Source organism: Roseococcus sp. GW821-FHT12F05, from assembly GCF_058806835.1.
Window position 1 is genome coordinate 283790 of record NZ_JBXAQB010000002.1, and the last position, 26319, is coordinate 310108.

General features: G+C 70.6%; 24 protein-coding genes and 1 tRNA gene. 6 read left to right on the plus strand and 19 right to left on the minus strand.

Annotated features, from left to right (window positions below; translation table 11 throughout):
* Positions 1 to 20 precede the first annotated feature (20 nt).
* From AC1ROY_RS06140 to AC1ROY_RS06155, 4 genes are all read right to left on the minus strand, one after another.
* Positions 21 to 1616, minus strand: a complete 1596-nt coding sequence (locus AC1ROY_RS06140; protein WP_493147712.1) for an ABC transporter substrate-binding protein — start codon at positions 1614 to 1616, stop codon at positions 21 to 23.
* Between the two features lie 246 nt (positions 1617 to 1862).
* Positions 1863 to 3449 (minus strand): ABC transporter substrate-binding protein, encoded by a 1587-nt coding sequence (locus AC1ROY_RS06145; protein WP_493147713.1) that lies wholly within the window; start codon positions 3447 to 3449, stop codon positions 1863 to 1865.
* A 5-nt stretch (positions 3450 to 3454) separates the two neighbouring features.
* The gene (locus AC1ROY_RS06150) at positions 3455 to 5035 is read right to left on the minus strand and encodes an ABC transporter substrate-binding protein (protein ID WP_493147714.1); all 1581 of its coding nucleotides are present in this window, start codon (positions 5033 to 5035) and stop codon (positions 3455 to 3457) included.
* Positions 5036 to 5177: 142 nt separating this feature from the next.
* The gene (locus tag AC1ROY_RS06155; protein WP_493147715.1) at positions 5178 to 6758 is read right to left on the minus strand and encodes an ABC transporter substrate-binding protein; all 1581 of its coding nucleotides are present in this window, start codon (positions 6756 to 6758) and stop codon (positions 5178 to 5180) included.
* A 258-nt stretch (positions 6759 to 7016) separates the two neighbouring features.
* Here AC1ROY_RS06155 and AC1ROY_RS06160 point away from each other — a divergent pair, with 258 nt between their 5' ends.
* Positions 7017 to 7967 (plus strand): Bug family tripartite tricarboxylate transporter substrate binding protein, encoded by a 951-nt coding sequence (locus tag AC1ROY_RS06160; RefSeq protein ID WP_493147716.1) that lies wholly within the window; start codon positions 7017 to 7019, stop codon positions 7965 to 7967.
* A 61-nt stretch (positions 7968 to 8028) separates the two neighbouring features.
* Positions 8029 to 8103, plus strand: a tRNA-Val gene (locus tag AC1ROY_RS06165).
* Positions 8104 to 8122: 19 nt separating this feature from the next.
* Here the strand turns inward: AC1ROY_RS06165 and AC1ROY_RS06170 are convergent.
* From AC1ROY_RS06170 to AC1ROY_RS06235, 14 genes are all read right to left on the minus strand, one after another.
* The gene (locus AC1ROY_RS06170; protein ID WP_493147717.1) at positions 8123 to 8308 is read right to left on the minus strand and encodes a hypothetical protein; all 186 of its coding nucleotides are present in this window, start codon (positions 8306 to 8308) and stop codon (positions 8123 to 8125) included.
* Positions 8309 to 8549: 241 nt separating this feature from the next.
* Positions 8550 to 9686, minus strand: coding sequence for an MFS transporter (locus AC1ROY_RS06175; RefSeq protein WP_493147718.1), 1137 nt, complete (start codon positions 9684 to 9686; stop codon positions 8550 to 8552).
* Positions 9683 to 11011, minus strand: a complete 1329-nt coding sequence (locus AC1ROY_RS06180; protein WP_493147719.1) for an HdeD family acid-resistance protein — start codon at positions 11009 to 11011, stop codon at positions 9683 to 9685. The genes AC1ROY_RS06175 and AC1ROY_RS06180 overlap by 4 nt, the downstream gene beginning before the upstream one ends.
* A 35-nt stretch (positions 11012 to 11046) precedes the next feature.
* On the minus strand, positions 11047 to 13698 hold the full coding sequence (alaS, locus tag AC1ROY_RS06185) for an alanine--tRNA ligase (RefSeq protein WP_493147720.1): 2652 nt from the start codon (positions 13696 to 13698) through the stop codon (positions 11047 to 11049).
* A 55-nt stretch (positions 13699 to 13753) separates the two neighbouring features.
* Entirely contained in the window at positions 13754 to 14152 is a 399-nt protein-coding gene (locus tag AC1ROY_RS06190) for an AtzH-like domain-containing protein (RefSeq protein ID WP_493147721.1), read from the minus strand.
* Positions 14149 to 15315, minus strand: a complete 1167-nt coding sequence (locus AC1ROY_RS06195) for an amidase (protein ID WP_493147722.1) — start codon at positions 15313 to 15315, stop codon at positions 14149 to 14151. Before AC1ROY_RS06195 ends, AC1ROY_RS06190 begins: the two co-directional genes overlap by 4 nt.
* Before the next feature lie 65 nt (positions 15316 to 15380).
* Positions 15381 to 16415 (minus strand): recombinase RecA, encoded by a 1035-nt coding sequence (recA, locus tag AC1ROY_RS06200; RefSeq protein WP_493147723.1) that lies wholly within the window; start codon positions 16413 to 16415, stop codon positions 15381 to 15383.
* Between the two features lie 152 nt (positions 16416 to 16567).
* Positions 16568 to 17983, minus strand: coding sequence for an ATP-binding protein (locus AC1ROY_RS06205; RefSeq protein WP_493147724.1), 1416 nt, complete (start codon positions 17981 to 17983; stop codon positions 16568 to 16570).
* Complete coding sequence (locus AC1ROY_RS06210; protein ID WP_493147725.1) at positions 17983 to 19038, minus strand: EscU/YscU/HrcU family type III secretion system export apparatus switch protein; 1056 nt, start codon at positions 19036 to 19038, stop codon at positions 17983 to 17985. Before AC1ROY_RS06210 ends, AC1ROY_RS06205 begins: the two co-directional genes overlap by 1 nt.
* Positions 19039 to 19041: 3 nt before the next feature.
* A complete protein-coding gene (locus tag AC1ROY_RS06215; protein ID WP_493147726.1) occupies positions 19042 to 19827 on the minus strand; it encodes a flagellar biosynthetic protein FliR in 786 nt (261 codons plus the stop codon).
* Positions 19824 to 20099: a flagellar biosynthetic protein FliQ gene (locus tag AC1ROY_RS06220; protein WP_493147727.1), complete on the minus strand. Its 276-nt coding sequence runs from the start codon at positions 20097 to 20099 to the stop codon at positions 19824 to 19826. Before AC1ROY_RS06220 ends, AC1ROY_RS06215 begins: the two co-directional genes overlap by 4 nt.
* A gap of 29 nt (positions 20100 to 20128) precedes the next feature.
* Complete coding sequence (gene fliE, locus AC1ROY_RS06225; RefSeq protein WP_493147728.1) at positions 20129 to 20428, minus strand: flagellar hook-basal body complex protein FliE; 300 nt, start codon at positions 20426 to 20428, stop codon at positions 20129 to 20131.
* A complete protein-coding gene (gene flgC / locus AC1ROY_RS06230; protein ID WP_493147729.1) occupies positions 20428 to 20835 on the minus strand; it encodes a flagellar basal body rod protein FlgC in 408 nt (135 codons plus the stop codon). The genes fliE and flgC overlap by 1 nt, the downstream gene beginning before the upstream one ends.
* Positions 20836 to 20846: 11 nt before the next feature.
* A complete protein-coding gene (locus AC1ROY_RS06235) occupies positions 20847 to 21236 on the minus strand; it encodes a flagellar basal body protein (protein ID WP_493147730.1) in 390 nt (129 codons plus the stop codon).
* A 97-nt stretch (positions 21237 to 21333) separates the two neighbouring features.
* Between AC1ROY_RS06235 and AC1ROY_RS06240 the strand changes: the two genes are divergently transcribed.
* From AC1ROY_RS06240 to fliP, 3 genes are read left to right on the plus strand one after another with little or no spacing between them, the layout of a single operon-like run.
* Entirely contained in the window at positions 21334 to 21609 is a 276-nt protein-coding gene (locus tag AC1ROY_RS06240) for a hypothetical protein (RefSeq protein WP_493147731.1), read from the plus strand.
* Positions 21610 to 21643: 34 nt separating this feature from the next.
* Positions 21644 to 21901: a hypothetical protein gene (locus AC1ROY_RS06245; protein ID WP_493147732.1), complete on the plus strand. Its 258-nt coding sequence runs from the start codon at positions 21644 to 21646 to the stop codon at positions 21899 to 21901.
* The gene (gene fliP, locus AC1ROY_RS06250) at positions 21898 to 22626 is read left to right on the plus strand and encodes a flagellar type III secretion system pore protein FliP (RefSeq protein WP_493147733.1); all 729 of its coding nucleotides are present in this window, start codon (positions 21898 to 21900) and stop codon (positions 22624 to 22626) included. The genes AC1ROY_RS06245 and fliP overlap by 4 nt, the downstream gene beginning before the upstream one ends.
* Before the next feature lie 2 nt (positions 22627 to 22628).
* Here the strand turns inward: fliP and AC1ROY_RS06255 are convergent, their stop codons facing one another.
* A complete protein-coding gene (locus tag AC1ROY_RS06255) occupies positions 22629 to 24803 on the minus strand; it encodes a ComEC/Rec2 family competence protein (RefSeq protein ID WP_493147734.1) in 2175 nt (724 codons plus the stop codon).
* A gap of 83 nt (positions 24804 to 24886) precedes the next feature.
* Between AC1ROY_RS06255 and gltX the strand changes: the two genes are divergently transcribed.
* Positions 24887 to 26302, plus strand: coding sequence for a glutamate--tRNA ligase (gltX, locus tag AC1ROY_RS06260; RefSeq protein ID WP_493147735.1), 1416 nt, complete (start codon positions 24887 to 24889; stop codon positions 26300 to 26302).
* Positions 26303 to 26319 lie beyond the last annotated feature (17 nt).

A 26319-nucleotide genomic window follows, 5' to 3' on the forward strand; every position in this document is an offset into this window, starting at 1 on the left:
GTGGCTTTAAACCAGCGCTATCACGATTTGGAAACACCCCAGAAGAAGGGCAGCGGTCCCTTGACGATCCCGCTGACGTTGCGACGCCAGGCCTGGTAGCCCAGGAAGAAGCCCGTGGGCGCGTAGACCACGTTCTCGATGCCCTGCGAGTTGATCTTGTCGAGCGCGGCCCTCTCGGCGGCCTCGTTCGGCGCAGCGAACCATTCGGTGACGCCCTGCTCCACCGCGGGAATGCTCGGCCAGCCGAACCACGCATCCTGGCCATTGGCGCGGACGGCGTTGTAGGCGGCGGGATTCACGCAGTCGGCGCCGGCGTGCCAGGTGTGGAACATGCTCCAGCCGCCCTGGTTCGGCGGATTCTTCATGGCGCGGCGCTGGCCGGTGGTGCCCCAATCGGTCGCGACGAAGTCGACGTTCATGCCCATGCGCTTCAGCAGGTCGGCCGTCACGTCGCCCATGGCCTTGGTGATCGGCTGGTCCTGCGCGACGACGCAGACGACGGGCTCGTTGCGGTAACCGCCTTCCTGCAGCAGCCGCTTCGCCAGGTCCATGTTGCGCGGACCCTTGAGGATGTCGCCGCCGGCCTCGGTGTAGCCGGGCGTGCCGGGCGTGAAGAAGCCGGGCAGCGCCTTCCAGAGGTTGTTGTCGTCGCCCACCAGGGCACGCATGTAGTCCTCCTGGCTCAGCGCCGCGAGGACGGCCTGCCGCACCTTCTGCGAGTTGAAGGGCGGATGCAGGTGGTTCATCCGGAAGGAGCCGATGTTGCCGAGCGGATCGGCGATGTCGACCGCGATGTTGCGGTTGCGGCGCAGGATCGGGATGAGGTCGGTGATGGGATTCTCCCACCAGTCGATCTCGCCGTTCTGCAGCGCGGCCGAGGCCGTCGCCGGATCGGGCATGACGACCCATTCGAGGCGGTCCACCAGCATGCGCTTGCCGCCCGCGAGCCAGCTCGAGGGCTCGCTGCGCGGCACGTATTGGTCGAACTTCTGGAAGACGGCCTTGGCGCCCGGGACCCATTCATTGCGCAGGAAGCGCATCGGGCCGGAGCCGACATATTCCGTGATCTGCGTGAAGGGATCGGTGCGCGCGATGCGCTCCGGCATGATGAAGAGGATGGGCGTGTTGGTCTTGCCGAGCGCGTAGATCAGCTTGGGATAGGGCGACTTCAGCACCCAGCGGAAGGTGCGGTCGTCCACCGCGACCAGCTCCTGCTGGATGGCGCGGATCATCTGGCCCATCGGGTCGCGCGGCATCCAGCGCGTGATGGAGGCGACGACGTCCTTGGAGAGCACGGGCTCACCGTCATGGAACCGGAGGCCCTCGCGGAGCTTGAAGGTCCAGGTCAGGCCGTCCGACGAGACGGTGTGGCCCTCGCACATCTGCGGCTGCGGCTCGAGCTTGTCGTTCACGCCGTAGAGCGTGTCCCACACCGCGGCCGAGGCGTTGCGCACGACGTACTGCGTGCCCCAGATCGGGTCGAAATTCGCAAGATTCGCCTGCGGCACGAAGCGCAGGGTGCGCGCGGCGGCGCCCTGGCTCAGCGCGGGGCCGGAAAGGCCCGCACTCGCAGCAGCGGCCGCGACGCCCGCCTGCAGAAAGCTTCTACGCTCCATCAGTCAATCTCCCGTTTCCCCCCGGCCTGCCGCCGTGTTGGGCTGAACCTGCACCACCGTTGGGCAACACGCCAGCGTTACCGCGCTGCAGCATGGTCCCGGCGTGCTGCATTGCACATGCCGTGCCAGAGGAGCCCCCCGGACGCAGAACGGCCAGCGACGCCCCCAACCTGTCCGCGCCCGCCGCAGCCGCACGGCGAAACCAGGTCCGCGAAGCGGGCCGCGGGGCGCGTCCAAGGGCGGGCATCAACTCCGCCGCACGCCCCAGAAGAGCGAGGAGCCGCCGCGCACCACGCCCGTGATGCTGCGCCGCCAGGCCTGCGGCGGCCGCACGAGGCCGAGCGGGATGAAGGGCACCTCGTCCCAGGCCACGCGCTGGATCTCCTCGGCGATCCCGCGGGCGGAGGCCTGGTCGGGCGCGTCGAACCATTGCTCCCTCAGCGCCTCCAGCCGCGGCATGGTCGGCCAGCCGGACCAGGCCTGCGGACCGTTGCCGCGCAAGGGCTGGTGGCTGCCGGGAACCGAGACGTCCAGGCCTTCCCAGGTGGTGCAGAAGACGCTCCAGCCGCCCTGCTCCACCGGGGCCCGGCTGGTGCGGCGCTGGATCTGCGTGCCCCAGTCCATCGCCGGGAAGTCGACGTTGAAGCCGACGCGGCGCAGCAGGTCGGCCGCCACCTCGGACAGGTTCTGCAGCACGGGAAGGTCGGTCGCGGACATCATGACGACCCGCTGACCGGCATAGGAGGAGGCGCGCAGGGCGGCCCGCGCGGCCTCGAGATTGCGGGGGCCGGAAAGAACCTCCAGCCCGGCCTCGTTCGCGAGCGGCGTGCCCGGCGTGAAGACGCCTGCCGGCACGACAGACAGCGCGGGATCGGTGCCGATCGCCGCATCCATGAAGGCGCGCTGGTCCACCGCCGGCAGGAGCGCGCGGCGCACCGCTATGTCGTTGAAGGGCGGATGCAGGAAGTTGAAGCGCAGCACGCCGAGATTGCCCGCCGGGTTCACCACGCCGATCTCGATGTCGCGGTTGCGGCGCAGCAGCGGCAGCAGGTCGGGCAGCGGGGTTTCCCACCAATCTGCCTCGTTGTTCTGCAGCGCGGCGCCGGAGGTGGCGGGATCGGGCATGATGCGCCACTCGACCCGGTCGAAATGCACCTGCTTGGCGCCGGCGAGGAAGTCCGTGGGCTCGGCGCGCGGCACGTAGCCGTCGAAGCGCTCGTAGACCGCGACGTCGCCGGGCCGGAAGAGATCGCGGCGGAAGCGGAAGGGCCCGCTGCCGGTGGAGTCGGTCACCTGCGTGAAGGGATCGGTGCGCGCCACGCGCTCGGGCATGATGGCGCAGATGTTGGCAGACGGCTTGCCCAGCGCCCAGGCGAGGCCAGGCCAGGGCTTCTTCAGCCGGATGCGGATGGTGCGGTCGTCGGGCGCGGAGACCTCCTCGCCCAGCGCGTCGAGCCGGCTGCCCAGCACGTCGCGCTTGGACCAGCGCAGGATCGAAGCCACGCAGTCCCGCGCGCGCACGGGCTCGTTGTCGTGAAACTTCAGGCCCTCGCGCAGGCGGATGGTCCAGGTGAGCCCGTCGGTGCTGACCTCATGGCCTTCCGCCATCTGCGGCCGCACCTGGTAGTCCGCGCCGAGGCCGTAGAGCAGGTCGTAGACCATCAGCCCGTGGTTGCGGACGACGACGGCCGTGCTCCAGACCGGGTCGATGCTGGCGAGGTTCGCCTGCGGGATGAAGCGCAACGTCCGCGCCTGCGTCTGAGCCGAGGCGAGATTCGGTGCCCCGAGCAGCGCCGCCGCGCCGCCCAGGCTCGCCCTGCGGGAGATCTCCATGGCGGTCAGGCCTTGCCGATGTTCCAGAACACCGTCGCCGGCGCGCGGAACACGCCGGTGAGGTTCCGCCGCCAGGCGCTCGGCTGCCAGTAGTAGCCGAGCGGCAGGTAGGACATGACCTCCATGGCCCGGCGGTTGAGCTGCTCGGCGATGGCGCGGCTCTCCTGGGGGCCGTCGGCGTTGATCCAGGCGCCGCGCAGGCGCTCGATCTCCGCGTCGTCCGGCCAGCCGAACCAGGCGTTCGCGCCGTTCGCGCGGAGAAAGAGGTGGAAGACCGGCATGGTCAGCGACTGGCCGGAGGAGGTGGTGTGGATGATGCTCCACCCGCCCCGCTCCACCGGCTCCTTGCTGGCGCGGCGCTGGATCAGCGTGCCCCAGTCGGCCGAGATGAGTTCCAGGTTCATGCCGAGGCGCTGCAGCAGGTCCGCCGTCACCAGCGAGAGCGCATTGATCTGCGGGTAGTCGCCGGGCGCGATGAGCACGACCTTCTCGTTGTTGTAGCCGGCCTCGCGCAGCGCGGCCTTGGCGCGCTCGATGTTGCGGATCTTCAGGATCTCGCTGCCCGCCTCGTTGGCCAGCGGCGTGTCGCAGGTGAAGACGCCTTCGCAGACTCCCCAGCCGCGCGTGTCGGTGCCCGCGACCGCGGTGAGGTAGTCGCGCTGGTCCAGCGCCATCGCGACCGCGCGGCGGATCGCGGGATTGTTGAAGGGCGGCTGGATGCAGTTGAAGCGCGCGACGCCGTAGGTGCCTTCCAGCAGGCGCTGCTCCACCACCAGGTCGCGCGAGCGGCGCATCACCGGCAGCAGGTCGTGCAGCGGGTATTCCCAATAGTCCTGCTCGCCCTGGGTCATGGCGCTGGCGCTGGTGGCGGGGTCGGTGATGACCGTCCACTCGACACGGTCGATGCGCGGGGCGCGGCCGCCGGCGAGGCCGTCCACCGGCTCCTGCCGCGGCACGTAGCCGTCATGCTTCGCCCAGACGGCCTTCTGGCCCGGATTCCACTCGTTCGCCACGAAGCGGAAGGGCCCGCTGCCGATCGCCTCGCGGATCTGCGTGAAGGCGTCGGTGGCAGCGATGCGCTCGGGCATGACGAAGCAGGGGAACTGCGTCTGGCCGAGCGCCGCGAGCAGCAGCGGCACCGGGCGGTGCAGGCGGAAGCGGAAGCGGCGGTCGTCCAGCGCCTCGACCTCGGCGACGCTCGACTGCAGCACCTGCATGAAGGGATCGCGCCGCGCCCAGCGCTTGATGGAGGCGACGGCATCCTTCGAGGTCACCTTCTCGCCGTCATGGAAGACGAGGCCGGGGCGCAGCGTGAAGGTCAGGGTCAGGCGGTCGTCGGAGAACGACCAGCCCTCGGCCATCTGCGGCTTGATCTCGCCCTTGGAATCCTGGGCGCAGATCTGGTCGAAGACCAGAAAGGCGTTGTTGCGGGTGACGACGGCCGTGGTCCATACCGGGTCGAGGCTGGTGAGGTTGGCCTGCGGAATGACACGCAGCACGCGCGCGGCGCCGCCCTGGGCGCCCACCACCGTGGGTGCGGCCACGCCGGCCGCGGTTGCTGCCATGACGCTGCGTCGGTTGATCATTGTCGTCTCCAAAAAAGAAGATCGAGGGGCTTTGCCCCTCGAGCACCCCAGCAAGAACCTCAGGTTCTTGCATCTCCGATCACTAAAAGGGTCCAGGGCCAGAAGCCCTGGCGGGGAGAGTTTGAGAGGGGCAGGGCCCCTCTCAAGTCCTCCGGATGCCCCAGAACAAGGCGAGTCCCGACACCCGATCCACCAGGTTGGTCCGCAGCGCCGTCAGCGACTTGTAGGCGCCCACGGGAATATAGGGCAGCTCGTCGAGCGCCACCGTCTGCATCTCGCGCGTGATGCGCTGCTCGGTGGCGAGGTCGGGTGCATCGAACCAACTGTCGCGCAGCTCCTCGAGCTTCGGGATGGTCGGCCAGCCGAACCAGGCGTCGTTGCCGTTGCCGCGCAGCGGGAAATGCGCCGCCGGATTCACGAAGTCGAAGGAGGAGAAGGCGGTGAAGAGCATGCTCCACCCGCCCCGCTCGACCGGCTCGCGCGAAGTGCGGCGCTGCACGGTGGTGCCCCAGTCGGTCAGCACGATATCGGCATTGAAGCCGAGGCGCCGCACGAGGTCCGCACCCACCTGCGTCATGGCCGACGGCGCCAGGATATCCGTCGGGCCGATCAGGCGCATGGGCTGGTTGGTGTAGCCTGCGGCGCGCATGAGCTCCTTCGCGCGGTCCACGCTGCGCGGCCCGTTCAGCACGGACATGCCGGCGTCCGAGGCGAGCGGCGTGCCCGGCGTGAACATGCCGCAGGTGGCGACGTAGTTCGCCGTCTCCCCGCCAACGATGGCCTGCATGAAGTCTTCCTGGCTCACCGCCGGCAGGATCGCCTGCCGCAGCTTCTTGTCGTTGAAGGGCGGGTGCAGGTGGTTGAAGCGCAGGATGCCCGTGAGCGGCAGCGGGTCGATCGCCTCGATCTTGATGGCCCGGTTGCGGCGCAGCAGCTGCTGGATCTCCGGCGGCGGCTGCTCGTACCAGTCGATCTCGCCGGTCTGCAGCGCGGCGGCCGAGGTCGCGGCGTCGGTGATGATGTTCCACTCGACCCGGTCGAAATGCGCGACCTTCGGCCCGGCCGTCAGGCTCGGCGTGCCGGTGGAGACGGGGACGTAGTCGGCGAAGCGCGTGTAGACCACGCGGCTGCCGGAATTGAACTCGTCCGCCTTGAAGACGAAGGGCCCGCTGCCGATGGCCTCGCGCACCTGGGTGAAGGGATCGGTCTTGGCCAGCCGCTCCGGCATCACGAAGGCCGGGCTGTTGGAGACCTGGGCCAACGCCATGAAAAGCAGCGGGAAGGGCCGCTTGAGCTTGAAGCGCAGGCGCTTGTCGTCCACCACCTCGACCGCGTCGGTGACGGTGGCGAGCTTCTGGCCCATCGGGTTGCGGCGCATCCAGCGCGTGATGCTCGGCACGACGTCGCTCGCGCGCACCGGCTCGCCGTCGTGGAACTTCAGCCCGTCGCGCAGCGTGATGACGACGATCTTCCCGCCATCCTCCAGCACATGGCCGGCCGCCATCTGGGCCGAGGTCTCGAAGTTCGCGTTCACGCCATAGAGCGTGTCGTAGATCATGTGCCCGTGGTTGCGGGTGATGTTCGCCGTGGTCCAGATCGGATCAAGGCTGGTGAGGTTCGCCTGCGGAACGAATTTCAGCACCCTGTTCTGCGCGGGCTGCGCCAGGGCGGGGCCCGCCAGCGTGGCGGCGGCGGCGCCGGCGAAGAGATCTCGGCGTTTCATCGGCAGGTCCCCTTGTGGTCGGTGCGGCGCAGGTTGGGAGCGGCGACCGCGACCGGTCAAGTCGTTATACCCCGCAAGGAAGGCGGCCCGGCGGCCGGGATCCGCGGGATCGCTGCGACCGGCACGCCGGACCGGATTCGGATCGATTCCCATGCGCATCAACATGGGACCGGGCACGCCGACGCCGGCGCCCGTTTTGACTGGACAGCGGCGACGCCGCGTTGCTCTCCTGTCCGGAACGAATTCCGGGGAAACGTCATGCATCGCCGAGCCCTGCTCGCTGTGCCCCTTTGGGCGCCAGCCATCGCCTCCGCCCAGAATCTTCAGGACCGTCCGGTCCGGCTCATCGTCCCCTACTCCGCCGGCGGCGTGGCCGACACCGTCGCGCGAATCCTGCAGCAGAAGGTCACGGAGAATCTCGGCCAGCCGCTGATCGTCGAGAACCGGACCGGCGCGGCCGGCGCCATCGGCGCCGCCTTCGTCGCGCAGTCGCCGCCCGACGGGCACACGCTGCTGGTGGAGGGTGCCACCTCCATCACCGGGCCCCTCGCCAACCGGGGCATGACCTTCGACTACGGCACCATGCCCATCTGCGCGCAGATCACGGCAGCGCCCTATATCCTCGGCATCAAGGCCGGCTTTCCGGGCGAGGATCTGCGCGCCTACCTGGCGGAGGCGAAGCGACGGCCGGGCGAGGTCACCTTCGGCACCCCTGGCGTCGCGCATATCGCGCATCTGATGGGCGAGATGCTGCAATCCCTGGCGGATGTGCGCCTGGAACATGTGCCCTTCCGCGGCGGCGCCGATGCGGCGCGCGAGGTGGCCGGCGGCCGCATCGATTCCTGCATCATCAGCGAAAGCAGCTTTTCGCCCGTCCTGCGCGGCGAGCGTGGCCGGGTGATCGCCACGACCGGCGCCGCGCGCCGGCGCAACCTGCCCGGCGTGCCCACGATCGGCGAGATCGTGCCCGGCTACGAGCTCGCCACCTGGATGATGATCTTCGCGCCGCCCGGCACGCCTATGCCCCTCCGGCAGCGGCTCTCCCAGGCCTTCGCGGCCGCGGTGAACGATCCTCGACTCCGCGACCGCATCGAGGACAGCGGCAACGACCCCGTCAGCGCCGGCCCGGACGAGGCCGAGGCCCTGTGGCTCCGCGAGCGCGAAAAGCTGACCGGGCTGATGCGCCGCGCGGGGCTGGCGCAGGGATAGATATCGATGGGCAGGGTGGGCTTGTGGCACCCGCGTGACTTCGCTAGATGAGCCGCGGACCGGGCGCTTAGCTCAGCGGGAGAGCACCACCTTGACACGGTGGGGGTCACAGGTTCAATCCCTGTAGCGCCCACCATCCGGCCCTTTCCGGCCCCTCAGGCCGAGATATCCACGATCATGCCGGGCTGCCTTTCACGAGCCTGAAGGGCCTGATCGCGAAGCCTTTTCGCGATCTCCTCGTTGACGTTGGCCCGCTCATCCGGACCCATCTTCGCCAACTCCTCCTCGGTGATCCCCATCTCCTTGAGGATGGCGGCGCGCATGCGCTCGGCGGGCGACATGCGGGCGAATTCGAGAAAATCCTCCTCAGGGGATTTCGGTCCGCCGACGCCGGAGGGCTTCGACGCTCCCGCCGGCGCGGCGCCGCTGGGCGGGCCGAGGGTGGACCCGATTCCGGAGATGGACATGGCTGGCGCTCCCTGGTGACCGGGCCGGGCGCATCAAGAAGCGTGCCGGAAAGTCGCAGGCCTCGTGGCCCCAACCGGCAGGACGTGCCGGGCAGGATCTGCCGGGACCTGGCGCTCAGTCGCCCTTCCGGATCGCCTGGAACACGCAGAAGGCCGCGCAGGCCAGCGCCGCGAAGATCGGCAGCCCGTGCGTCGTGATCCCCATCGAGAATCCGGCCAGCGTCGGCCCCAGCAGCGCGCCCATGCCCCAGGCCAGCCCCATCACGGCATAGATCCCGACCAGGTCGGTCCCCTTGAAGCGGCTGCCCACGACGGTCAGCATGATGGTGTAGATGCCCACGAAGGCCCCGCCCCAGACGAAGAGCGTCGCGTAGGACAGCACGGGATCGTGCAGCACGAAGGGCCAGACCAGCGCGCCCAGCGCCGAGACGACGGCCAGCGCCAGCACCAGCCGCCGCCGGTCCATGCGGTCGCCCAGCCAGCCGATCGGCAGCTGCAGCAGGATGGCGCCGACCATCAGCGCCGTGATGAGCCGCGGCGCCTCTGCCTCGGTCCAGCCCGCGCCCATGGCGTAGAGCGCGAGGAAGGACATGCCGGCCGTCTCGATCGCCGCATTCAGCACCGTGGCCGCGATGGCGACCGGCGCCAGCCGCAGGTAGTGGAGCGGCCCGGCCGTCGGCGCCTCGCCGAAATGCGGCGCGGCCACGCGCTTCGTCGCCACCAGCGGCACCGCGCAGAGCACCAGCACCGCGCCGACGATGTAGGAGATCGCGCCATCGCTCCCGGCCACCGAGAGGATCAGCGGTCCCGCCGCGAAGCCGACGGACAGTGCCGCGGTGTAGGTGGCCATCGCCCGCGCCCGGCTCTCCTCCGCCGAGAGGTGGTTGATCCAGGTCTCGGAGAGGACGAAGAGCGTCTCAGCCGCGCAGCCCAGCAGCAGGCGCAGCGGGAACCAGAGCCAGATCAGCGGCACGGCCGGAAAGAGCGCGACCACGACCGCGGAAAGCAGCAGCGCGCCCACCACCATCCGCCGCGCCCCGAACCGCGCCACCAGGCGCGGCAGCAGCGGCGCCGTCAGCAGCACGCCGACCGCATGCATGGCGGCGTTCAGGCCGATCGCCGTCTCGCCCAGCCCCCGCTCGGCGAGGTCGAGCGCGATGAGCGGCGCGGTGAGGCTGTAGGTGAGGCCGAAGATCGTCGCGGTCGCGATGACCGCCGCGCGGGCCAGGATCGAGGCGGATCCGTCGCTCATGCCGCGCGCTCCACCTGCCGGTTGGCCCGCCAGCGATGCCAGGCGCCGCGCAGCCGGCCGAGCCAGCCCATCTGGTGCGGCTCCACCACCCGGCGCAGCGCGCGGGCATAGTCGTAGACGAGCATGGGGGTCCAGGTCAGGGTCTCGGCCCGCCGGCGCAGCATGGCGGCGACCCAGAGGTCGGGGTTCAGCAGCAGCGCCGGCAGCCGCCGCCAGAGCGGCAGGCCGCTTCCGCCCATGCCCTCCAGCGCCGCGTCCAGCGCGACCGCCACGGCCACCGAGCAGTTGCGGCGGGTGAAGTTGTAGGTCCGGTCCTCGGAGTAGTGGGCCCAGTGGACAAGCAGACGGGCGGCGTTGAAGTGCCGGAAGGCGATATGCGCATCGGCCGGGAACCAAGTGTCGACCTCGTATCTGTAGCTGTCCAGGAAGCGGCCCGGGACGTCGTTCTCGGCGGTGGCGCGGAGCTGGGCGAGAAAGCCGCTCGCCGCGCGCTCCGTCTCCTCCGCGGGGTAGTGGCTGATGTACATGTGCGGCGCGAAGTCCAGCACCGCATGGCCGCTGGAGATCTTCCCGTTCTTGTCCACGGCCGCGATGTAGCGGTCGACCACCGGCCGCCGCGCCGCGATCTCGGCCGAGCCCGTGGGCGTCCAGATGCGGACCACCATGGGCGGCCGGCCCGGCATCTCCGGCAGGTCGATCGCGCGCAGCTCCTCCAGATGCTCGTACCAGCCGGGCGGGCCGAAGCCCGGGATGGAGAGGATCGACGCATCCCGCGGCAGGCGGCGCAGCGCCAGCGCCATCCGCGCCAGCGTCACGCCGTTCATGATCAGGAGCAGGCCGATCGTGAAGGGCACGATCAGGTGATAGGTGATCGGCCAGTTGCACATGGCGAGCACGGCGAGCACGGCCTCCACCAGCCCGCCGGCGATGGCGGCCCACCAGCGCCGGTAGCGCAGGATCCAGGCGCCGGCGATGCGCAGCACCGCGTCCAGCAGGAAGGCCAGCCCGAAGAGCAGGCTATTGGCGATCTCGTTGTTCCAGGGGAAGTCGATGATCAGCAGGCCCAGCACCAGCATGCCGCCCGCGCGGGCGAGGACCATCCGGTTGGCGCGAACCTCCGGGCTCAGCATGCCGAGCAGGCCGAGAGCGCCGGTCAGCACCAGGATATAGCCGAAGGTGTAGGTGGCGACGACGGTCGCGCCATCGCTGGTGTCGAGCAGGACGAGCAGGCCGACGCCGCAGGCCACGAGGCCCACGCCCATGAGAGCGGGCCAGCGCTCGCGCAGCGCCGCGGCGCCGGTCAGGAGGAGGGCCAGGCGGATCATCCCCGGCCGCTATACCACGGGTTTGCTGCGTCGCCTCAACCGGCGGTGGCGAGCGCCACCCGGATGGCCGCCAACGCGTCCTCGGCTTTGTCGCCCTCGGGGCCGCCGGCCTGGGCCATCTCGGGCCGTCCGCCGCCGCCCTTGCCGCCGACCGCCGCGGCCGCGGCACGCACGAGGGCCACGGCATCGGCGCGGCCCTTGGCCACCTCGCCCACGCCGACCACGATGCTGGCCTTGCCCTCGGTGGAGGAGACGAGCCCGACCACATCGGCCGAGCCGCCCTTCAGGATGGCCTCGGCGAGGCCCTTCAGCTCCTTGCCCGGCATGTCGCCGAGGTCGCGCAGCGCGAGGCGCAGGCCGGCGACGGTCTCCACCTCGGCCGCGGCGCCGCCGGTGGCGAGCTTCTTCCGCGTCTCGGAGAGGTCGCGCTCCAGCTTGCGGCGCTCCTCGAGAAGGGACGCGATGCGGGCCGGCAGGTCGGCCGGGGTGACCTTCATGGCGGCAGCGGCCTCGCGCAGCAGGCGGCTCTCGGCCTCCATGGCGGCATAGGCGGCCTCGCCCGTCACGGCCTCGATACGGCGGACGCCGGCGCTGACCGCACCTTCGCTCACCAGCCGGAACATGCCGATGTCGCCGGTCCGCTTCACATGCGTGCCGCCGCAGAGCTCGATGGAGTAGTTGCCCTTGCGATCCGTGGCCGCGGGATCATGGCCCATGGCGACCACGCGAACCTCGTCGCCGTACTTCTCGCCGAAGAGCGCCATGGCCCCCTCGCCCACCGCGGCCTCGGGCGTCATGAGGCGGGTGGTGACCTCGGCGTTCTCGCGGATACGTGAGTTCACCTCGGCCTCGACCCAGGCGAGATCCTCGGCGGGGATGGGGGTGGGCTGGCTGACGTCGAAGCGCAGCCGGTCCGGCGCCACCAGCGAGCCCTTCTGGGCGACATGCGTGCCGAGCCGGCGGCGCAGCGCCTCGTGCAGGAGGTGCGTCGCCGAGTGGTGGGCGCGGATGGCGCCGCGGCGGACATGGTCCACCTCGGCCACGACGGCCTGGCCGACCTCGATATCGCCGCTCTCGACCTTGCCGAGATGGACGAAGAGGTCGCCGAGCTTCTTCTGCGTGTCGCGGATGCGGATCACGGCATTGCCCGCGCGGATCACGCCGGCATCGCCCTGCTGGCCGCCGCTCTCGCCGTAGAAGGGCGTCTGGTTCAGCACGATCGCGACGTCGCGGCCGGCGGCCACGCTGTTCACCGAGGCGCCATCGGCCACGATGGCGGTGATGGTGCCTTCGGCGGTCTCGGTGGAATATCCCAGGAAATCCGTGGCTCCGAGCTTTTCCTTGAGGTCGAACCACAGGGTCTCGGTGGCCGCCTCCCCCGAGCCGGCCCAGGCGGCGCGGGCGCGCTTCTTCTGCTCGGCCATGGCGGCGTCGAAGCCGGCCACGTCCACCGCGCGCCCCTCGGCGCGCAGCGCGTCCTGCGTCAGGTCGAGCGGGAAGCCGAAGGTGTCGTAGAGGCGGAAGGCCACGTCGCCGGGCAGCGCTTCCTTCTCGCCGAGCTTGGCCTTCTCCGCCTCCAGCAGCCCGAGGCCGCGGTCCAGCAGCGTGCGGAAACGGTTCTCCTCGAGCTTGAAGGTTTCGGTGATGAGGTTCGCGGCGCGCGAGAGCTCCGGATAGGCGGCGGCCATCTGCCGCTCCAGCGCCGGGAAGAGGCGGTGCAGCAGGGGCTCCTGCGCGCCCATCATATGGGCGTGGCGCATGGCGCGGCGGAGGATGCGGCGCAGCACATAGCCGCGGCCCTCGTTGGAGGGCAGCACGCCGTCGGCCAGCAGGAAGGCGCCGGCGCGCAGGTGGTCGGCGACGACGCGGTGGCTCGCGCGGAAGGGGCCGTCGGGGTCCTGACCGGTCAGCTGCGCAGATTCGAGGATGATCGCCCGGAAGGTGTCGGTGTCGTAGTTGTCGTGCTTGCCCTGGAGGATCGCCGCGAAGCGCTCCAGCCCCATGCCCGTGTCGATCGAGGGGCGGGGCAGCGGGTTGCGCACCCCGGCCGGCTCCTCGAGGAACTGCATGAAGACGAGGTTCCAGATCTCGATGAAGCGGTCGCCGTCCTCATCGGGGCTGCCCGGCGGGCCGCCCGGGATCTTGTCCCCGTGGTCATAGAAAATCTCCGAGCAGGGGCCGCAGGGGCCGGTGTCGCCCATGCGCCAGAAATTGTCGGAGGTCGCGATGCGGATGATCTTGCTGTCCGGCAGGCCCGCGATCTTGCGCCAGAGGGCGGCGGCGTCCTCGTCCTCGGAATAGACGGTGACCAGCAGCTTCTCCTTCTCCAGACCGAAATCCTTGGTCAGCAGCTCCCAGGCATGGGTGATCGCCTGCTCCTTGAAGTAGTCGCCGAAGGAGAAGTTCCCCAGCATCTCGAAGAAGGTGTGATGCCGGGCAGTGTAGCCGACATTGTCCAGGTCATTGTGCTTGCCGCCGGCGCGCACGCATTTCTGGGCCGTGGTCGCCGTCGAGTAATCGCGCTTCTCGGCGCCGGTGAAGACGTTCTTGAACTGCACCATGCCCGAATTGGCGAACATCAGCGTCGGGTCGTTGCGCGGGACGAGCGGGCTGCTCTCCACGACGCGATGCCCGTTGCGCGCGAAATAGCCCAGGAAGGTGGCGCGGATGTCGTTGCTGCTGCTCATCGGGGGGTGCTCTGAAAAACCTGAGGGCGGGAATTACCCTGGCAAGACAAGCCCCTCAATAGGCAGGGCTGGTCTCGGTCACGGAGACATGGGCGGAGACGACCTTCCATCCAAGATCGGGGAAGCGGACCCAGGTCTGCGTCTGGCGGGCCGGGGCGTCGCCGCGGCCGCGCATCCGGAAGATCAGGTTCACGGTGGCGACGTCGCGGCCGAGGGTCAGGATCTCCAGCCGGATGCGCTCCAGCTTGATGCCGGGGCCGGGCGGGCGACGGACGCGGTGGGCGTGGATCTCGTCGAAGCCGAAGCCGTTTTCGTGGATGGCCAGACGGATGGTGTGGGGCGAGTTCCAGAAGGTGTCGTCCAGCACCTCGACGTTCTTGTCGATCAGCGCCTGCTCGTAGCGCTCGAACCTTTCCCGGATCTCCTCGACGACTTCGGGAATGTTTGGGGTCATGTCGGATTCTCCAGGGCGAGGGCGGTGCGGACGAGCAGCGTATCGGCGCCCCGGGCTGCGAGGATGGACAGGCCGACGGGCCGGCCCTCGACCGTGGCGCCGGGCAGATTCACCTGCGGATGGCCGGCCAGCCCGCCCTGCGCGCAGAGGCACAGGATCTGGTCGCGCAGCGGCGTCAGCACGTTCAGCGGCAGGCCGGCCTTGGGAGCCGGGAAGGGCGTGGTCGGCATGGCGAGGATGGTGCCCGGCGTCAGCAGATGGCGCAGCCGGCCGCGGACCTCGCGGCGCATGAGCTCGGCCCAGCCGCGATCCGCCTCGCTGGACATGGCGCCCAGGACAAGGGCCTTCGCCACGCTGAAGGCGAAACGGGGATTGTCGCGCTCGACCCACTCGCGAAAGGTGTTCCAGGCCTCGACGGGCTGGAGCGTGCGCTGGGCACGGCCCCAGGCGGAGAGGCCCTGCGACGCCATCACCACCTCCTCAGCCTCCGGGACGAGGCGCTTCAGGCGAGCGAGGACAGGCTGCAGCGCCTCGGCGACGGCGGGCTCGGCGAAGCCGAAGGCGTCGGTGGCGATGAGGAGCTTCGTCGGCGGCGCCTCGCCGATGGACTCGCTCAGCAGCACCTCCGAAACACGCGCGAAGGTGGCAGCATCCCGCGCGAACCAGCCCGTCGTGTCGGAGCTCGGCGCCTGAGGCAGCATGCCCGTGAGATTCAGGCGCCCATGCGTCGGCCGGATCCCGTAGAGCCCGCAGAAGCTCGACGGCACGCGCACCGAGCCGCCGGTGTCCGTGCCCAGCGCCGTGTCGCAGAGCCCCTGCGCCACCGCGCTCGCCGAACCGGAGGAGGAGCCGCCCGGGACATGGCCCGGCGCGGCAGGATTCAGCGGTGTGCCCTCGAAAGCGTTCTCGCCGAGGATGCCGAGGGAGACCTCGTCGGTGATGGTCTTGCCGATCAGCGCGGCGCCGGCGTCGAGCAGCGCCTGCACGGCCCAGGCATGCCGCGTCGGCACAGGATGCTGCCGCGCCCAATCCGGATTGCCGCCGCCCGTGGGCTGGCCCGAGACGTCGAAGAGATCCTTCGCGGCGAAGGTCAGCCCCTCAAGCGGGCCGCCGCTACGCCCTTCGACGCGGATGGAGGTTCCGGGGACGAAAGGCGACGACATCAAGGGCGGCTCCGAAGGGTCAGGCGCTCAGCTTGGCCGGCGCGGAGCGCCCTGGCGAGGGCCGCTCAGTCCTCGTCGGCCGTTTCGGTCTCCGGGGCGGCCAGCATGCCATTGGCCACCACCGTTCCCTGACCCCGGATGCGCTTCTCGATGCTGTCCGCCATGGCCGGATTGTCGCGCAGGTACTGCTTGGCGTTCTCGCGCCCCTGGCCGATGCGCTGCCCGTCGCAGCTGAACCAGGCGCCCGATTTCTCGATCACCGCCGCCTTCACGCCCAGGTCGATGAGCTCGCCGACCTTGCTGATGCCCTCGCCAAACATGATGTCGAACTCGACCTGCCGGAACGGCGGCGCCATCTTGTTCTTCACCACCTTCACGCGCGTCTGGTTGCCCGTGACCTCCTCGCGCTCCTTGATCGCGCCGATGCGGCGGATCTCCAGGCGCACGGAGGAGTAGAACTTCAGCGCGTTGCCGCCCGTCGTCGTCTCCGGATTGCCGAACATCACGCCGATCTTCAGGCGGATCTGGTTCAGGAAGATGAGCAGGCAGTTGGAGCGGCTGACCGTGCCGGTCAGCTTGCGCAGCGCCTGGGACATGAGGCGCGCATGCAAGCCGACATGGGTGTCGCCCATCTCGCCCTCCAGCTCGGCCTTGGGCACCAGCGCGGCCACGCTGTCCACCACCAGCACGTCGATGGCGCCCGAGCGCACCAGCGTGTCGGCGATCTCCAGGGCCTGCTCGCCGCCGTCGGGCTGGCTGATCAGCAGATTCTCCACGTCCACGCCGAGCTTGCGGGCATAGCCGGGGTCGAGCGCGTGCTCGGCGTCGATGAAGGCGCAGGTGCCGCCGCCCTTCTGCGCCTCGGCGATCGCATGCAGCGCCAGCGTCGTCTTGCCCGAGGATTCAGGTCCGTAGATCTCGATGATGCGGCCCTTGGGCAGGCCGCCGATGCCCAGCGCCAGGTCCAGGCCCAGCGAGCCGCTGGAGATGACGTCGATCCCCTCCATGGCGCTCTTCGAGCCCATGCGCATGATCGAGCCCTTGCCGAAGGCCCGCTCGATCTGGCTCAGCGCGGCGTCGAGCGCCTTTCCCTTTTCCATCCTGGAAATCCCCTCAGGCCACAACCAAAGGCAGCAAAACGCCGCCCCGCTACACGCTGATAAGCCAGGCCCGGAGTCCACCGGTAGCCGAAACCGAAGCAGCGCTTCTGTTCTAGTTATGTTCTTTTTCCTGGCATGCTGCAAGGGCCATTTCAGGCCTTCCCGAGCGCTTTTTTCACAGCCGCGACCAGCGACTCGGGCGTGTAGGGCTTGGCCAGGAAGTGCAGCCCCTGCCCCGTCAGATCCGAATCGACCGTCGAGGCGGAATAGCCCGAAAGCAGGAGAATCGGCAGGCCTGGACGGCGCGCGCGCAGGGCCCGCGACAGCTCCAACCCATCCATTCCGGGCATGGCGACATCCGTCGCGACGAGGCAGGGCGCGAGCCCCGCCTCGATGCGCTCGAGCGCTTCCTCCGCATCGCCCGCCACCTCGACGCCGAAGCCAGCCTGCTGCAGGCCGAACCGCGCCACGCGCAGCAGCGTCGGCTCGTCGTCGACCAGGAGCACCGGCCCCTCGACGGCCGGCCCGGCCGCAGCGGGTAGGGGCGCCTCGACCTCCGCCGGGCCGTCATGCCGTGGCAGCAGGATCCGGAAGGTCGTGCCGGTGCCGGGCCGGCTCTCCACCTCCATCTGCCCGCCGAACTGCCCGACGATCCCTTGGACCGTCGCGAGCCCCAGCCCCGTCCCGCCCTGCTCGAGCTTCGTGGTGAAGAAGGGCTCGAAAATTCGGGAAAGCACCTCCGGCGCGATGCCGGGCCCGTCATCCGCCACCTCCACAACCGCGTAGCGGCCGGGCTTCAGCGTCTCGCCCGCGAGTACCAGCCGCCGCCCCGTCGCGATGCGCAGGCGCCCCTTCCCCTGCATGGCGTCACGCGCATTCACCACGAGGTTCAGCAGCACCTGGTCCCATTGCGAGGGATCGACGCGGATGCGCCGCGACGGCTCCTCCAGGTCGAGCTCCAGCGCGATCCCCGATCCGAGGAGTCGCGGCAGGAGGATGGCGAGCTGCCGGATCGATTCGTTCAGCTCGACGATGCGCGGCGCCATCACCTGCTGCCGCGCGAAGGCCAGCAATTGCCGGACCAGCGCGGCGCCGCGCTGCGCTGCCTGCTCGATCGCGCCCAGTTCCTCGGCAGCCTCCGGCTGCGGGGCGATGCGCCGCAGGGCCGCGGAGCCGCCGAGCACCACGCCGAGCAGATTGTTGAAATCGTGCGCGATGCCGCCGGCCAGCCGGCCCAGGATCTCGAGCCGGGCCGAGCCGCCGCCAGCCGCCGGCTCCAGCAGGAGCATCGCGCCGGCGCCACCCAGCGGCAGGGCGCGCAACAGGCTGCCGCCCTCCGGAACGGCCATCGGCGTCTCGCCGCGCAAGGCGGCGGCAATGGCCGCGGCCGCGGCCGGGAAGACCCGCGCCGCGTCGTCGCCCGGCCGAATCAGCAGACCGCCCTCGAGGCTGCGGCGCAGCGCCGGATTCGCCACCACGATCCGCCCGGCGGAATCTAGCAGCAGGGCCGGCTGCGGAAGGACGGCGATCACGGCACCCGCGCCGGGCGAAAGATTACGTTCCGGCATCAGGCCCGCCCGCGCAGGCGCATCACATAGGCGATGATCTTCGCGACCGCCTCCCAATGCTCGTTCGGAACCTCCGCCTCCACCTCAAGGCGATGGAGCGCGCGCGCCAACGGCGGATCGGGCACGATCGGCACGCCCGCCTCCCGCGCCGCCTCGCGGATTCGCGCCGCCATCGCATCCACCCCCTTGGCCACCAGCTTCGGCGCAGCCGCTTGCCCGGCTTCGTAGGACAAGGCAACCGCGTAGTGCGTCGGGTTGGTGATGACCACCGTCGCCTTGGGCACCGCGGCGAGCATGCGCCGGCGGCCCATGGATTCGCGCAGCTGCCGCATCCGGCCCTTAATCTGCGGGTCGCCCTCGCTCTCCTTCATCTCCTCCTTCAGGTCCTGACGCGACATGCGCAGCCGTTCGTGATGGCGATGGCGCACCAGCAGCACGTCGAGCCCGGCGATCAGCGCGAAGGCGGCGAGCGTGGTCAGCACGAGGCGCAGCACGCCGCGCCCGGCCGCGGCGAAGACCTCCGAGGGCGGCATCTCCAGCACGGCGGAGAGGCCGGGCAGGTCCGCGGCCACGAGCCAGAGCGCGGCCGCGACGATGCCGAGCTTCAGCACGGTCCTCAGGAATTCGAGCAGAGCCTCCGCGCCGATGATGCGCTGGAGCCCCGTCGCGGGCGAGAGCTTGGACAGGTTCGGGACAAACTGATTCACCGAGATCGCGCCGCGCGTCTGCGCCAGCGTCGCGGCCGCAGCGCCGACGATCGCGGCGGCGGCGATGGGCCAGGCGAGGTCGATGAACATAACAAGCCATTCGCCGGCGGCGCGGATCGGCTCCATCTCATGGGCGCGCGAGAAGGTGCCACGCATGGCCGAGGCCACGCTCCGGACCTGGCCCGGCAGGAGCAGGGCCGCACCCAGCGCCGACGCCATCAGCGTCACGAAGCCCACCGCCTCGCGCGATAGCGCGACCTGGCCCTCCTCCCAAGCCTTCTGCAGCCGCTTATGGGAGGGATCTTCCGTGCGTTCCTCGCCCTCCTCGCCGTCGCCCTCCTCGGCCATGGCTCAGTCGGCTCCCGGCAGGCGCAGAAAGCCCTGGGCCATGCCCCGCGCCCAGAGGTCGAGCATGTTCGGCAGAAGCATCAGCATCAGCAGCAGCCCGCCCAGGATCTGCGCCGGCGAGGCCAGGACGAAGACCTGCGCATGCGGCGCGAGGCGCGCGATCAGCCCGAGCCCCGCATTGAAGAAGATGGCCGCCAGCACGAAGGGCGCCGCCAGCTGCATCGCCAGCAGCAGGCTGTCGCCGGCCTTTCGCGCCACCGCCTCGGCGGCCACACCGCCCGGCCAGACGCCGCCCGGCGGGAGCACGCTGTAGCTGTCCGCCAGCGCGCGCAGCGGGACCTCATAGAGCCCGGTCGCGAGCATGAGCGCCGCCGTAGCGAGCGAGAGCATCCGCGCCAGGGCCGTCGCGCTGCTGCCGAGCACGAGGTCGCCCTGAAGCGGCGAGGCGAGGCCGATCATCAGAGAGACCACCTGCCCCGCCTGGGCCAGAGCCATCGCGAGGAACCGCGCCAGCAGGCCGATCCAGATCCCCGTCAGAAGCTCACCGGCGACAAGGGCCAGCAGCCCCGACACCTCATCCGGAAGCGGCGGCAGCCCGGGCGACAGGACCGGCAGCAGCGCGAAGACCAGTCCCACGGCCAGCGCCATGCGCAGCATCGGAGGAATCTCCGCCTCGCCGATGCCCGGCAGCAGCATGACGGCGGCGCCCATGCGGCAGAGGATCAACGCCGCATGGAAGGCCAGGCCCGGCAGGGCAGCCAGCAGCGCGGCATCGGCCGGCGCGATCATGGCAAACCGCCGACCGCGATCACCTGGTCGAACAGGCGTCCCGCCCAGGCCTGGAGCACACCCGCCATGAAGGGGCCGGTCAGCAACAGCAAGCCGCCGATCGCGGCCACCTTCGGCAGGAAGGCGAGCGTCGCTTCCTGGATCTGCGTCAGCGCCTGCAGCAGCGAGACGACGAGGCCGATGGCGAGCACGACGAGCAGTGGCGGGCCCGCGAGTTGCAGGCTCACCCAGAGCGCCTCCCGCATCGCCATGACAACGGGCTGTTCCACCATGCCACCCGCCTCCTGCGGGAGCGCTATGCCTAGATCGGCATGCGCATCACATCCTGATAGGCCGTCACCACGCGGTCGCGCACCGCGGTCGCCGTCTGCAGGGCGATCTCCGCGCGCGAGACCGCGAGCACCACATCCGTCACGCTGCCCTGGCCGGTCAGGGCACTGGTCGAGGCGGCATCGGCGCTGCGGCCAATGTCGATCGCGCCCTGCACCGCCCGCTGCAGCGTCTCGCCGAAGCCCGCGCCCTGCGAGATCGCCTCGCCCGCGCCCTGGACCGCGCGATAGGCCGCGGCCGCGCCGGCGGCGCCGAGGACCGGAAGGGCCATCAGCGCAGGGTCTCGATGGCGCGCATCAGCATGCCGCGCGTGGTCTCGAGCACCGCAAGGTTGGCCGAGTAGCTGCGGTTCGCCTCGCGCATGTCCATGTTCTCGACCATGCTGTCCACATTGGGCGTCCGCACGTAGCCGCGGGCGTCGGCGGCGGGATGGCCGGGCTCGAAGCGTTCCGGAAACTCCCGCTGGTCGCGCCCGACACGCGCGACCCGCAACGTCTCGGCGCCGAGCTCGCGGTCCATCCGGCTCGCGAAGGTCACAGTCTTGCGGCGGTAAGGCTCGGCACCGGGCGACTGACCCGTGCTGTCGCGATTGGCGATGTTCTCCGCCACCACACGCAGCCGCGTGGACTGCGCGGCCATGCCGGCGGCCGAGATCGAAAGCGCGCGATCGAGATCCATGGTCGGTCTCCTCAGTTGCGGCCGAGCGCCGTGCGGAACAGGCCGAGATATTTTCGGTGCAGCCCCATCGCGAGCGCATGCGCCTGGTCCGTCTCGGCGATGCGGACGGCCTCGTCGTCGAGCGAGACGGCATTGCCGTTGCGGCTGCGCTCCACGACGTTGCGGTCCTGCGCCATCAGGGCTGAAGCGTTCGGCGCGATCATGTGATGTACATCCGTGGTGACCACCGCAGCAGCCGAATGGCGGCGCCCCAGCACCTCCTGGAACGGGACGGCGTCGCTCGGGCGGAAGCCGGGCGTATCGGCATTGGCCACGTTGCGGGCCAGGATGCGCTGGCGCGTGTCGAGCCAGGCGAGCCGGTTCTCGGCGAGGGCGATCGGGCCGTTGCGGGTCAGGTCCATGAGCGCCAGAGACACCGCGGCAGGTTAAGGAATCCTGAAGGCGCAGCCGGAATTTCCGGTGAGGATTCGTTAACCACCCGCCCCGCATCCTCCGCCCATGCCGGACCTCGCGGAGCATCGCCGATCCACCCAGACCTTCGAGGTCGCCGCCACGATGGCCGCGATCGAGAGCCTGCACGGCACGCTGACCATGGCGCGCGCGCTCGTCGTCTCGGGCCGCGCGATCGATCTCGCCGGGCTCGATCGCGAGGCCGCGCGGCTCTGCGCAGCGGTGGCCTGCCTGCCGGGCGATTCCGGACAGGCGCTGCTCACCTCGCTTCAGGCGCTGACGCGCGAGCTCGACCTGCTGGCGGGATGCATGCCCCGCCCCTGACCGACAACCTCCAGCGCCGGCAGGAGGCCGCGCCATGTCCTTCCTCAATACATCCTCGATGGCCCAGATGGTGGCCGCGCTCGGCGCCGTGCTGCTGCTGATCTGGGGCGCCTCGCGCCTGGCCGGCCGGCACAGGGCGACGCTCCGGCCTGGCGGACGCCTCGGCGTGCGCTCCGCCTGCGCGCTCGATTCCCGCCGGCGGCTCATCCTCGTCGCCTGCGACGGGCGGGAGGGCCTGCTGCTCACGGGGCCGGCGGGCGATCAGTTCCTCGGCTGGCTGCCCGGCGCATGAGGCTTCTCCCTGTTCTCGCAACCTTCCTGCTACTGGCGGATAGCGCCTTCGGCCAGTCGGTCTCGATCGATCTCGGCGCCAGCGGGCAGTCGGGCGCAACCTCACGGCTGGTGCAGCTCACGGCGCTGATCGGGCTGCTCTCTCTCGCGCCCTCGCTCCTCATCATGACCACTGCCTTCACGCGCATCGTGATCGTGCTGGCCCTGCTGCGCTCGGCGATCGGCGCGCAGGGCGTGCCACCCAACCCCGTCCTGATCGGACTCGCGCTGTTCCTCTCGCTCTTCGTGATGCAGCCGGTATTGGAAGAGGCTTGGCGGCTCGGCATCGTGCCGATGAACGAGGGCCGTATCGGCGACATGGAAGGCCTCGCCGCCATGGCCGAGCCGTTCCGGAAATTCATGGCCGCCAACGTGCGCGAGAGCGACCTGAACCTCTTCCTGGACCTCGCGCGATTGCCGGCCAGCGCGCCGGAGCAGGCGCCGTTCCGCGGACTGATGCCGGCCTTCCTCGTCACCGAGCTCAAGCGCGCCTTCGAGATCGGCTTCCTGTTGTTCCTGCCCTTCCTGGTGATCGACATGGTGGTGGCCTCGATCCTCATGTCGCTGGGCATGATGATGTTGCCGCCTTCGGTCGTCGCCCTGCCCTTCAAGCTGATCTTCTTCGTGCTGGTGGACGGCTGGGCGCTGCTGTCCTCGAGCCTCGTGCAGGGCTTCGCCATGCCATGAGGTCACTCGATCTCCGCAGGCGGCTCCTGCGTCCGGGACCGTGGCATGGGACGCGGCGGCACCCAGGGGCGGTCGCCGCGCCAGGCGCGGTCGGACACCACGCGCGGGCCGCCGGGCTCGAGCCAGACGGCATGCGCGCCGTCGCGCCAGACCGAAAAGCGGTCCACCACCTCGCTGCCGCGGCAGTCGCCGCGCACCGGCTCGGGGGAGACGATCACGGAGGCGCGGCCGCAGGCCGGGTTGGGGCCGCGCTCGAAAGGCGCGCGCTGGCCGCGTGGCGGCACGGGCGGGCGGAGCAGGATCAGGCCCGGAGTGCCGTCCGGGCCGGCCATCATGCAGGAATCGCGCACGCAACGGATGCGCGCGTCGGCCAGTTCACCCTCGGCCGGCAATGGCGCGGCCTCGGCATCGCCAAACCCGCGCAGCCAGGAATCGCCGATGAAGCGCGAGGCACCCGGACGGCGCTCCAGGAAGACACGGCCGCCGGCCTGCAGCGCGAAGAGCCGTCCATCGGCCGAGGCCATGGCGTCGGGCAGGCGCACGAACTGCCAGGTGATCAGGCCGGCGCCGATCGCCACGAGGCCGAAGAGCCGCCAGCACGTCCGCCAGAGACACAGCCAACACAGGCCGAGGCTCAGCAGCGCCAAGCCCCAGGCCGGCAGGGGCGCCGTCGCCAGCGCCGCGCCGGGCCAGCCGGCGACCTCGCGCGCTATGGCCAGGATGCCCTCGATGCCCCAGCCCATCAGGCGGAGCGGCCAGGCCTCGAGGCCGAGCGGCAGCAGGGCCAGTGCGGCCATTCCCGCGGGCATGACCAGCAGCGAGGTCAGCGGCACGGCCAGCGCATTGGCAGCGACGCCATAGAGCTGCAGCCGCCCGAAATGGTGCAGGCCGAAGGGGGTCGTCGCCGCGCCCGCGATCACCGAGGTCGCGATGCTGCCGATCACCACCAGCGCCGGGCGCCACCACCAGGGCGGCGGCGAGCCGGCCCGCGAGAACCAGGGACGCGCCGCCTCATAACCCGCGATCAGCGCCATGACGGCGGCGAAGCTCATCTGGAAGGAGGGGCCGAGCAGCGCCGCGGGCTGCAGCGCCATGACGCCAAGGGCGGCAAAGGCCAGCACGCGCGGGCTGAGCGCCCGGCGGCCGGCGAGCAGAGCCAGCGTCACCAGGACAGCCATGAGGAAGCTGCGCTGCATCGGCACCTGGCTGCCTGTCAGCAGCATGAAGAAGAAGCCCATGGCCAGGGCCGCGAGCGCCGCGAAGGGGCGCGTGCCCCAGCGCAGGGCGAAGCCCGGCCAGAGGGCGAGCGCGGCGCGCACGACGCCGAAGGCCAGCCCCATCACGATCGCGATGTGCAGGCCGGAGACGGAGAGCAGGTGCGCCAGGCCGGAATCGCGCATCGCCTGCATCTCGGCGGGCGGGATGGCGCTTTGCCCGCCGGTCAGCAGCGCCGCTGCGACGGCGCCGACGGGGCCGGGCAGGAGCTCCATCACCCGCGCCTCGATCCGCGACCGCATCGCGGAGAGCGGCGGCGCAGCGCCGTCGCGCCCGAGGATCTCCAGGGGTCCGAGCGCGAAGCCCGAGCCGCCGAGCCCCTCGAAATAGGCCGCGCGCTGGAAATCCCAGGCGCCGGGATAGGCAGGCGGCGAAGGGGGCCGGACCAGGGCGCGGATCGACACGCGGTCGCCGGGCTCGGGGCGCGCGCGATCGTCGACGCGGAGCCGCACACGGATCAGGCGACCGTCCGCCGCGGCATCGGGCTCCCAGCGCGCGCCGGCCAGGGCGATCCGGATGCCCCCGGGAAGCAGGTCGGTCTCAGCCACTGTGCCGGTCAGCACGACCGGCGTTCGCGGCAGATCGAGCGGCGGCGGGGCTTGCGCGGCATGCCAGGAAGCCAGTGCGAAACCCAGCCCCGCCGCGCCGAGCAGAGCCATGGCCCAGGCCGTCAGCGGAAAGCGCGGCCGCAGCCAGAGCGCAATCGGCCAGGGCGCCAGGGCCGCATAGCGCCACCACCCCGGCGGCTCGAAGCGCGGCAGGAAGTAAAGAAGCATCCCCGCCGCCAGCGCCACCGGCAGCCAGAGCGCCAGCCGCCCCTGCTCAGCGGCGAGGATCGCCGCGAGCCGCCCGGACGTGGGAAGGCCGGCCTCGCGCCCCGGCGCGACGGATCGGAACCACACCCAGGGTTGCGCGGCCGGCTGCATTCTCGCCAGACGTGCCCCACCCCTCAACCGCGGGCAAGCGCCGTGTTAGAGGGAAGCGCATGACCGTCCGCACCCGCTTCGCCCCCTCGCCCACCGGCTTCCTCCATATCGGGGGGGCGCGCACGGCGTTGTTCAACCAGCTCTTCGCCCGCCGGCACGGCGGCGCCTACCTGCTGCGCATCGAGGACACCGACAAGGCGCGCAGCACCCAGGCGGCCGTCGACCAGATCCTGGAAAGCTTGGCCTGGCTCGGCCTCAGCCCGGACGAGTCGCCGGTCTTCCAGTCCACCCGCGAGGCCCGCCACGCCGAGGTCGCGCGCGAGCTGCTGGCCCAGGGCAAAGCCTACCGCGCCTACGAGACGCCCGAGGAGCTCGTCGCGATGCGCGAGCGCGCGACGGCGGAAAAGCGCCCGCCCCGCTACGAGGGCGTCTGGCGCGACCGCGAGCCGGGCCCGGAGCAGGAGGGGCAGCCCTATGCCATCCGGCTGCGGGCCCCGCGGGATGGCGAGACGGTGGTCGAGGACCTGGTGCAGGGCACCGTCCGCGTCGGCAACACCGAGCTGGACGACATGATCATCCTGCGCTCGGACGGCACGCCGACCTATCTGCACGCCGTCGTCGTCGATGATCACGACATGGCGATCACCCACGTCATCCGCGGCGACGATCACCTGACCAACACCTTCCGGCAGTGCATGGTCTACGACGCGATGGGCTGGCACCGGCCGCGCTTCGCCCATATCCCGCTGATCCATGGCGCGGATGGGGCCAAGCTGTCCAAGCGTCACGGCGCCGTCTCGGTGCTCGACCTGCGCGAGCAGGGCCTGCTGCCGGAGGCGGTGTGCAACTACCTGCTGCGGCTGGGCTGGGGCCATGGCGATGAGGAGATCATTCCACGCGAGCGGGCGGAGGAGATCTTCGACATCGCCGATGTGGGCCGCGCCGCCTCGCGCATGGACTATGCGAAGCTCGCGCATGTGAACGGCGTCTATCTGCGCGCCGCCGACCCCGACACGCTGCTGCCGGAGGTGCTGCACCGCCTGACCGCCGCCGGCGAGGGCTTCGGGACGGAGAAGATCGCAAAGCTGAAGCTGCTGCTGCCGGCTCTGCAGGAGCGGGCGAAGAACCTCGCCGAGCTCGCCGACAGCGCCGCCTTCGTGGTGGCCGAGGGCGCGCCGGAGCTGGACGAGAAGGCCGCCGCGGTGCTGACGCCGGAGGCGAAGGGGCGGCTCGAGGATCTGGCGCAGTTCCTCTCCGACGCGCCCTGGGAGCGGGCCGACCTGGAGCAATGGCTGCGCGACTACGCCGAGGTGAAGGGCGTGAAGCTGAAGGACGTGGCGCAGCCGCTGCGCGTGGCACTGACTGGCAGCACGATGAGCCCGCCGATCGACCTCACCCTCTATGCGCTGGGGCGGGACGAGGCGCTGGCACGGATGCTGGCCGCCGCGGGGGACGACCTGCCGCCGCCGATCTAGGATTTGCCGTTGTACGG

What these genes read in the sequence shown, in the direction of transcription:
- AC1ROY_RS06140 (WP_493147712.1), bottom strand. Translation starts at nt 1,616, where the DNA reads ATGGAGCGTAGAAGCTTTCTGCAGGCGGGCGTCGCGGCCGCTGCTGCG.
- AC1ROY_RS06145 (WP_493147713.1), bottom strand. Translation starts at nt 3,449, where the DNA reads ATGGAGATCTCCCGCAGGGCGAGCCTGGGCGGCGCGGCGGCGCTGCTC.
- AC1ROY_RS06150 (WP_493147714.1), bottom strand. Translation starts at nt 5,035, where the DNA reads ATGATCAACCGACGCAGCGTCATGGCAGCAACCGCGGCCGGCGTGGCC.
- AC1ROY_RS06155 (WP_493147715.1), bottom strand. Translation starts at nt 6,758, where the DNA reads ATGAAACGCCGAGATCTCTTCGCCGGCGCCGCCGCCGCCACGCTGGCG.
- AC1ROY_RS06160 (WP_493147716.1), top strand. Translation starts at nt 7,017, where the DNA reads ATGCATCGCCGAGCCCTGCTCGCTGTGCCCCTTTGGGCGCCAGCCATC.
- AC1ROY_RS06170 (WP_493147717.1), bottom strand. Translation starts at nt 8,308, where the DNA reads ATGTCGCCCGCCGAGCGCATGCGCGCCGCCATCCTCAAGGAGATGGGG.
- AC1ROY_RS06175 (WP_493147718.1), bottom strand. Translation starts at nt 9,686, where the DNA reads ATGAGCGACGGATCCGCCTCGATCCTGGCCCGCGCGGCGGTCATCGCG.
- AC1ROY_RS06180 (WP_493147719.1), bottom strand. Translation starts at nt 11,011, where the DNA reads ATGATCCGCCTGGCCCTCCTCCTGACCGGCGCCGCGGCGCTGCGCGAG.
- alaS (WP_493147720.1), bottom strand. Translation starts at nt 13,698, where the DNA reads ATGAGCAGCAGCAACGACATCCGCGCCACCTTCCTGGGCTATTTCGCG.
- AC1ROY_RS06190 (WP_493147721.1), bottom strand. Translation starts at nt 14,152, where the DNA reads ATGACCCCAAACATTCCCGAAGTCGTCGAGGAGATCCGGGAAAGGTTC.
- AC1ROY_RS06195 (WP_493147722.1), bottom strand. Translation starts at nt 15,315, where the DNA reads ATGTCGTCGCCTTTCGTCCCCGGAACCTCCATCCGCGTCGAAGGGCGT.
- recA (WP_493147723.1), bottom strand. Translation starts at nt 16,415, where the DNA reads ATGGAAAAGGGAAAGGCGCTCGACGCCGCGCTGAGCCAGATCGAGCGG.
- AC1ROY_RS06205 (WP_493147724.1), bottom strand. Translation starts at nt 17,983, where the DNA reads ATGCCGGAACGTAATCTTTCGCCCGGCGCGGGTGCCGTGATCGCCGTC.
- AC1ROY_RS06210 (WP_493147725.1), bottom strand. Translation starts at nt 19,038, where the DNA reads ATGGCCGAGGAGGGCGACGGCGAGGAGGGCGAGGAACGCACGGAAGAT.
- AC1ROY_RS06215 (WP_493147726.1), bottom strand. Translation starts at nt 19,827, where the DNA reads ATGATCGCGCCGGCCGATGCCGCGCTGCTGGCTGCCCTGCCGGGCCTG.
- AC1ROY_RS06220 (WP_493147727.1), bottom strand. Translation starts at nt 20,099, where the DNA reads ATGGTGGAACAGCCCGTTGTCATGGCGATGCGGGAGGCGCTCTGGGTG.
- fliE (WP_493147728.1), bottom strand. Translation starts at nt 20,428, where the DNA reads ATGGCCCTTCCGGTCCTCGGCGCCGCCGGCGCGGCCGCGGCCTATCGC.
- flgC (WP_493147729.1), bottom strand. Translation starts at nt 20,835, where the DNA reads ATGGATCTCGATCGCGCGCTTTCGATCTCGGCCGCCGGCATGGCCGCG.
- AC1ROY_RS06235 (WP_493147730.1), bottom strand. Translation starts at nt 21,236, where the DNA reads ATGGACCTGACCCGCAACGGCCCGATCGCCCTCGCCGAGAACCGGCTC.
- AC1ROY_RS06240 (WP_493147731.1), top strand. Translation starts at nt 21,334, where the DNA reads ATGCCGGACCTCGCGGAGCATCGCCGATCCACCCAGACCTTCGAGGTC.
- AC1ROY_RS06245 (WP_493147732.1), top strand. Translation starts at nt 21,644, where the DNA reads ATGTCCTTCCTCAATACATCCTCGATGGCCCAGATGGTGGCCGCGCTC.
- fliP (WP_493147733.1), top strand. Translation starts at nt 21,898, where the DNA reads ATGAGGCTTCTCCCTGTTCTCGCAACCTTCCTGCTACTGGCGGATAGC.
- gltX (WP_493147735.1), top strand. Translation starts at nt 24,887, where the DNA reads ATGACCGTCCGCACCCGCTTCGCCCCCTCGCCCACCGGCTTCCTCCAT.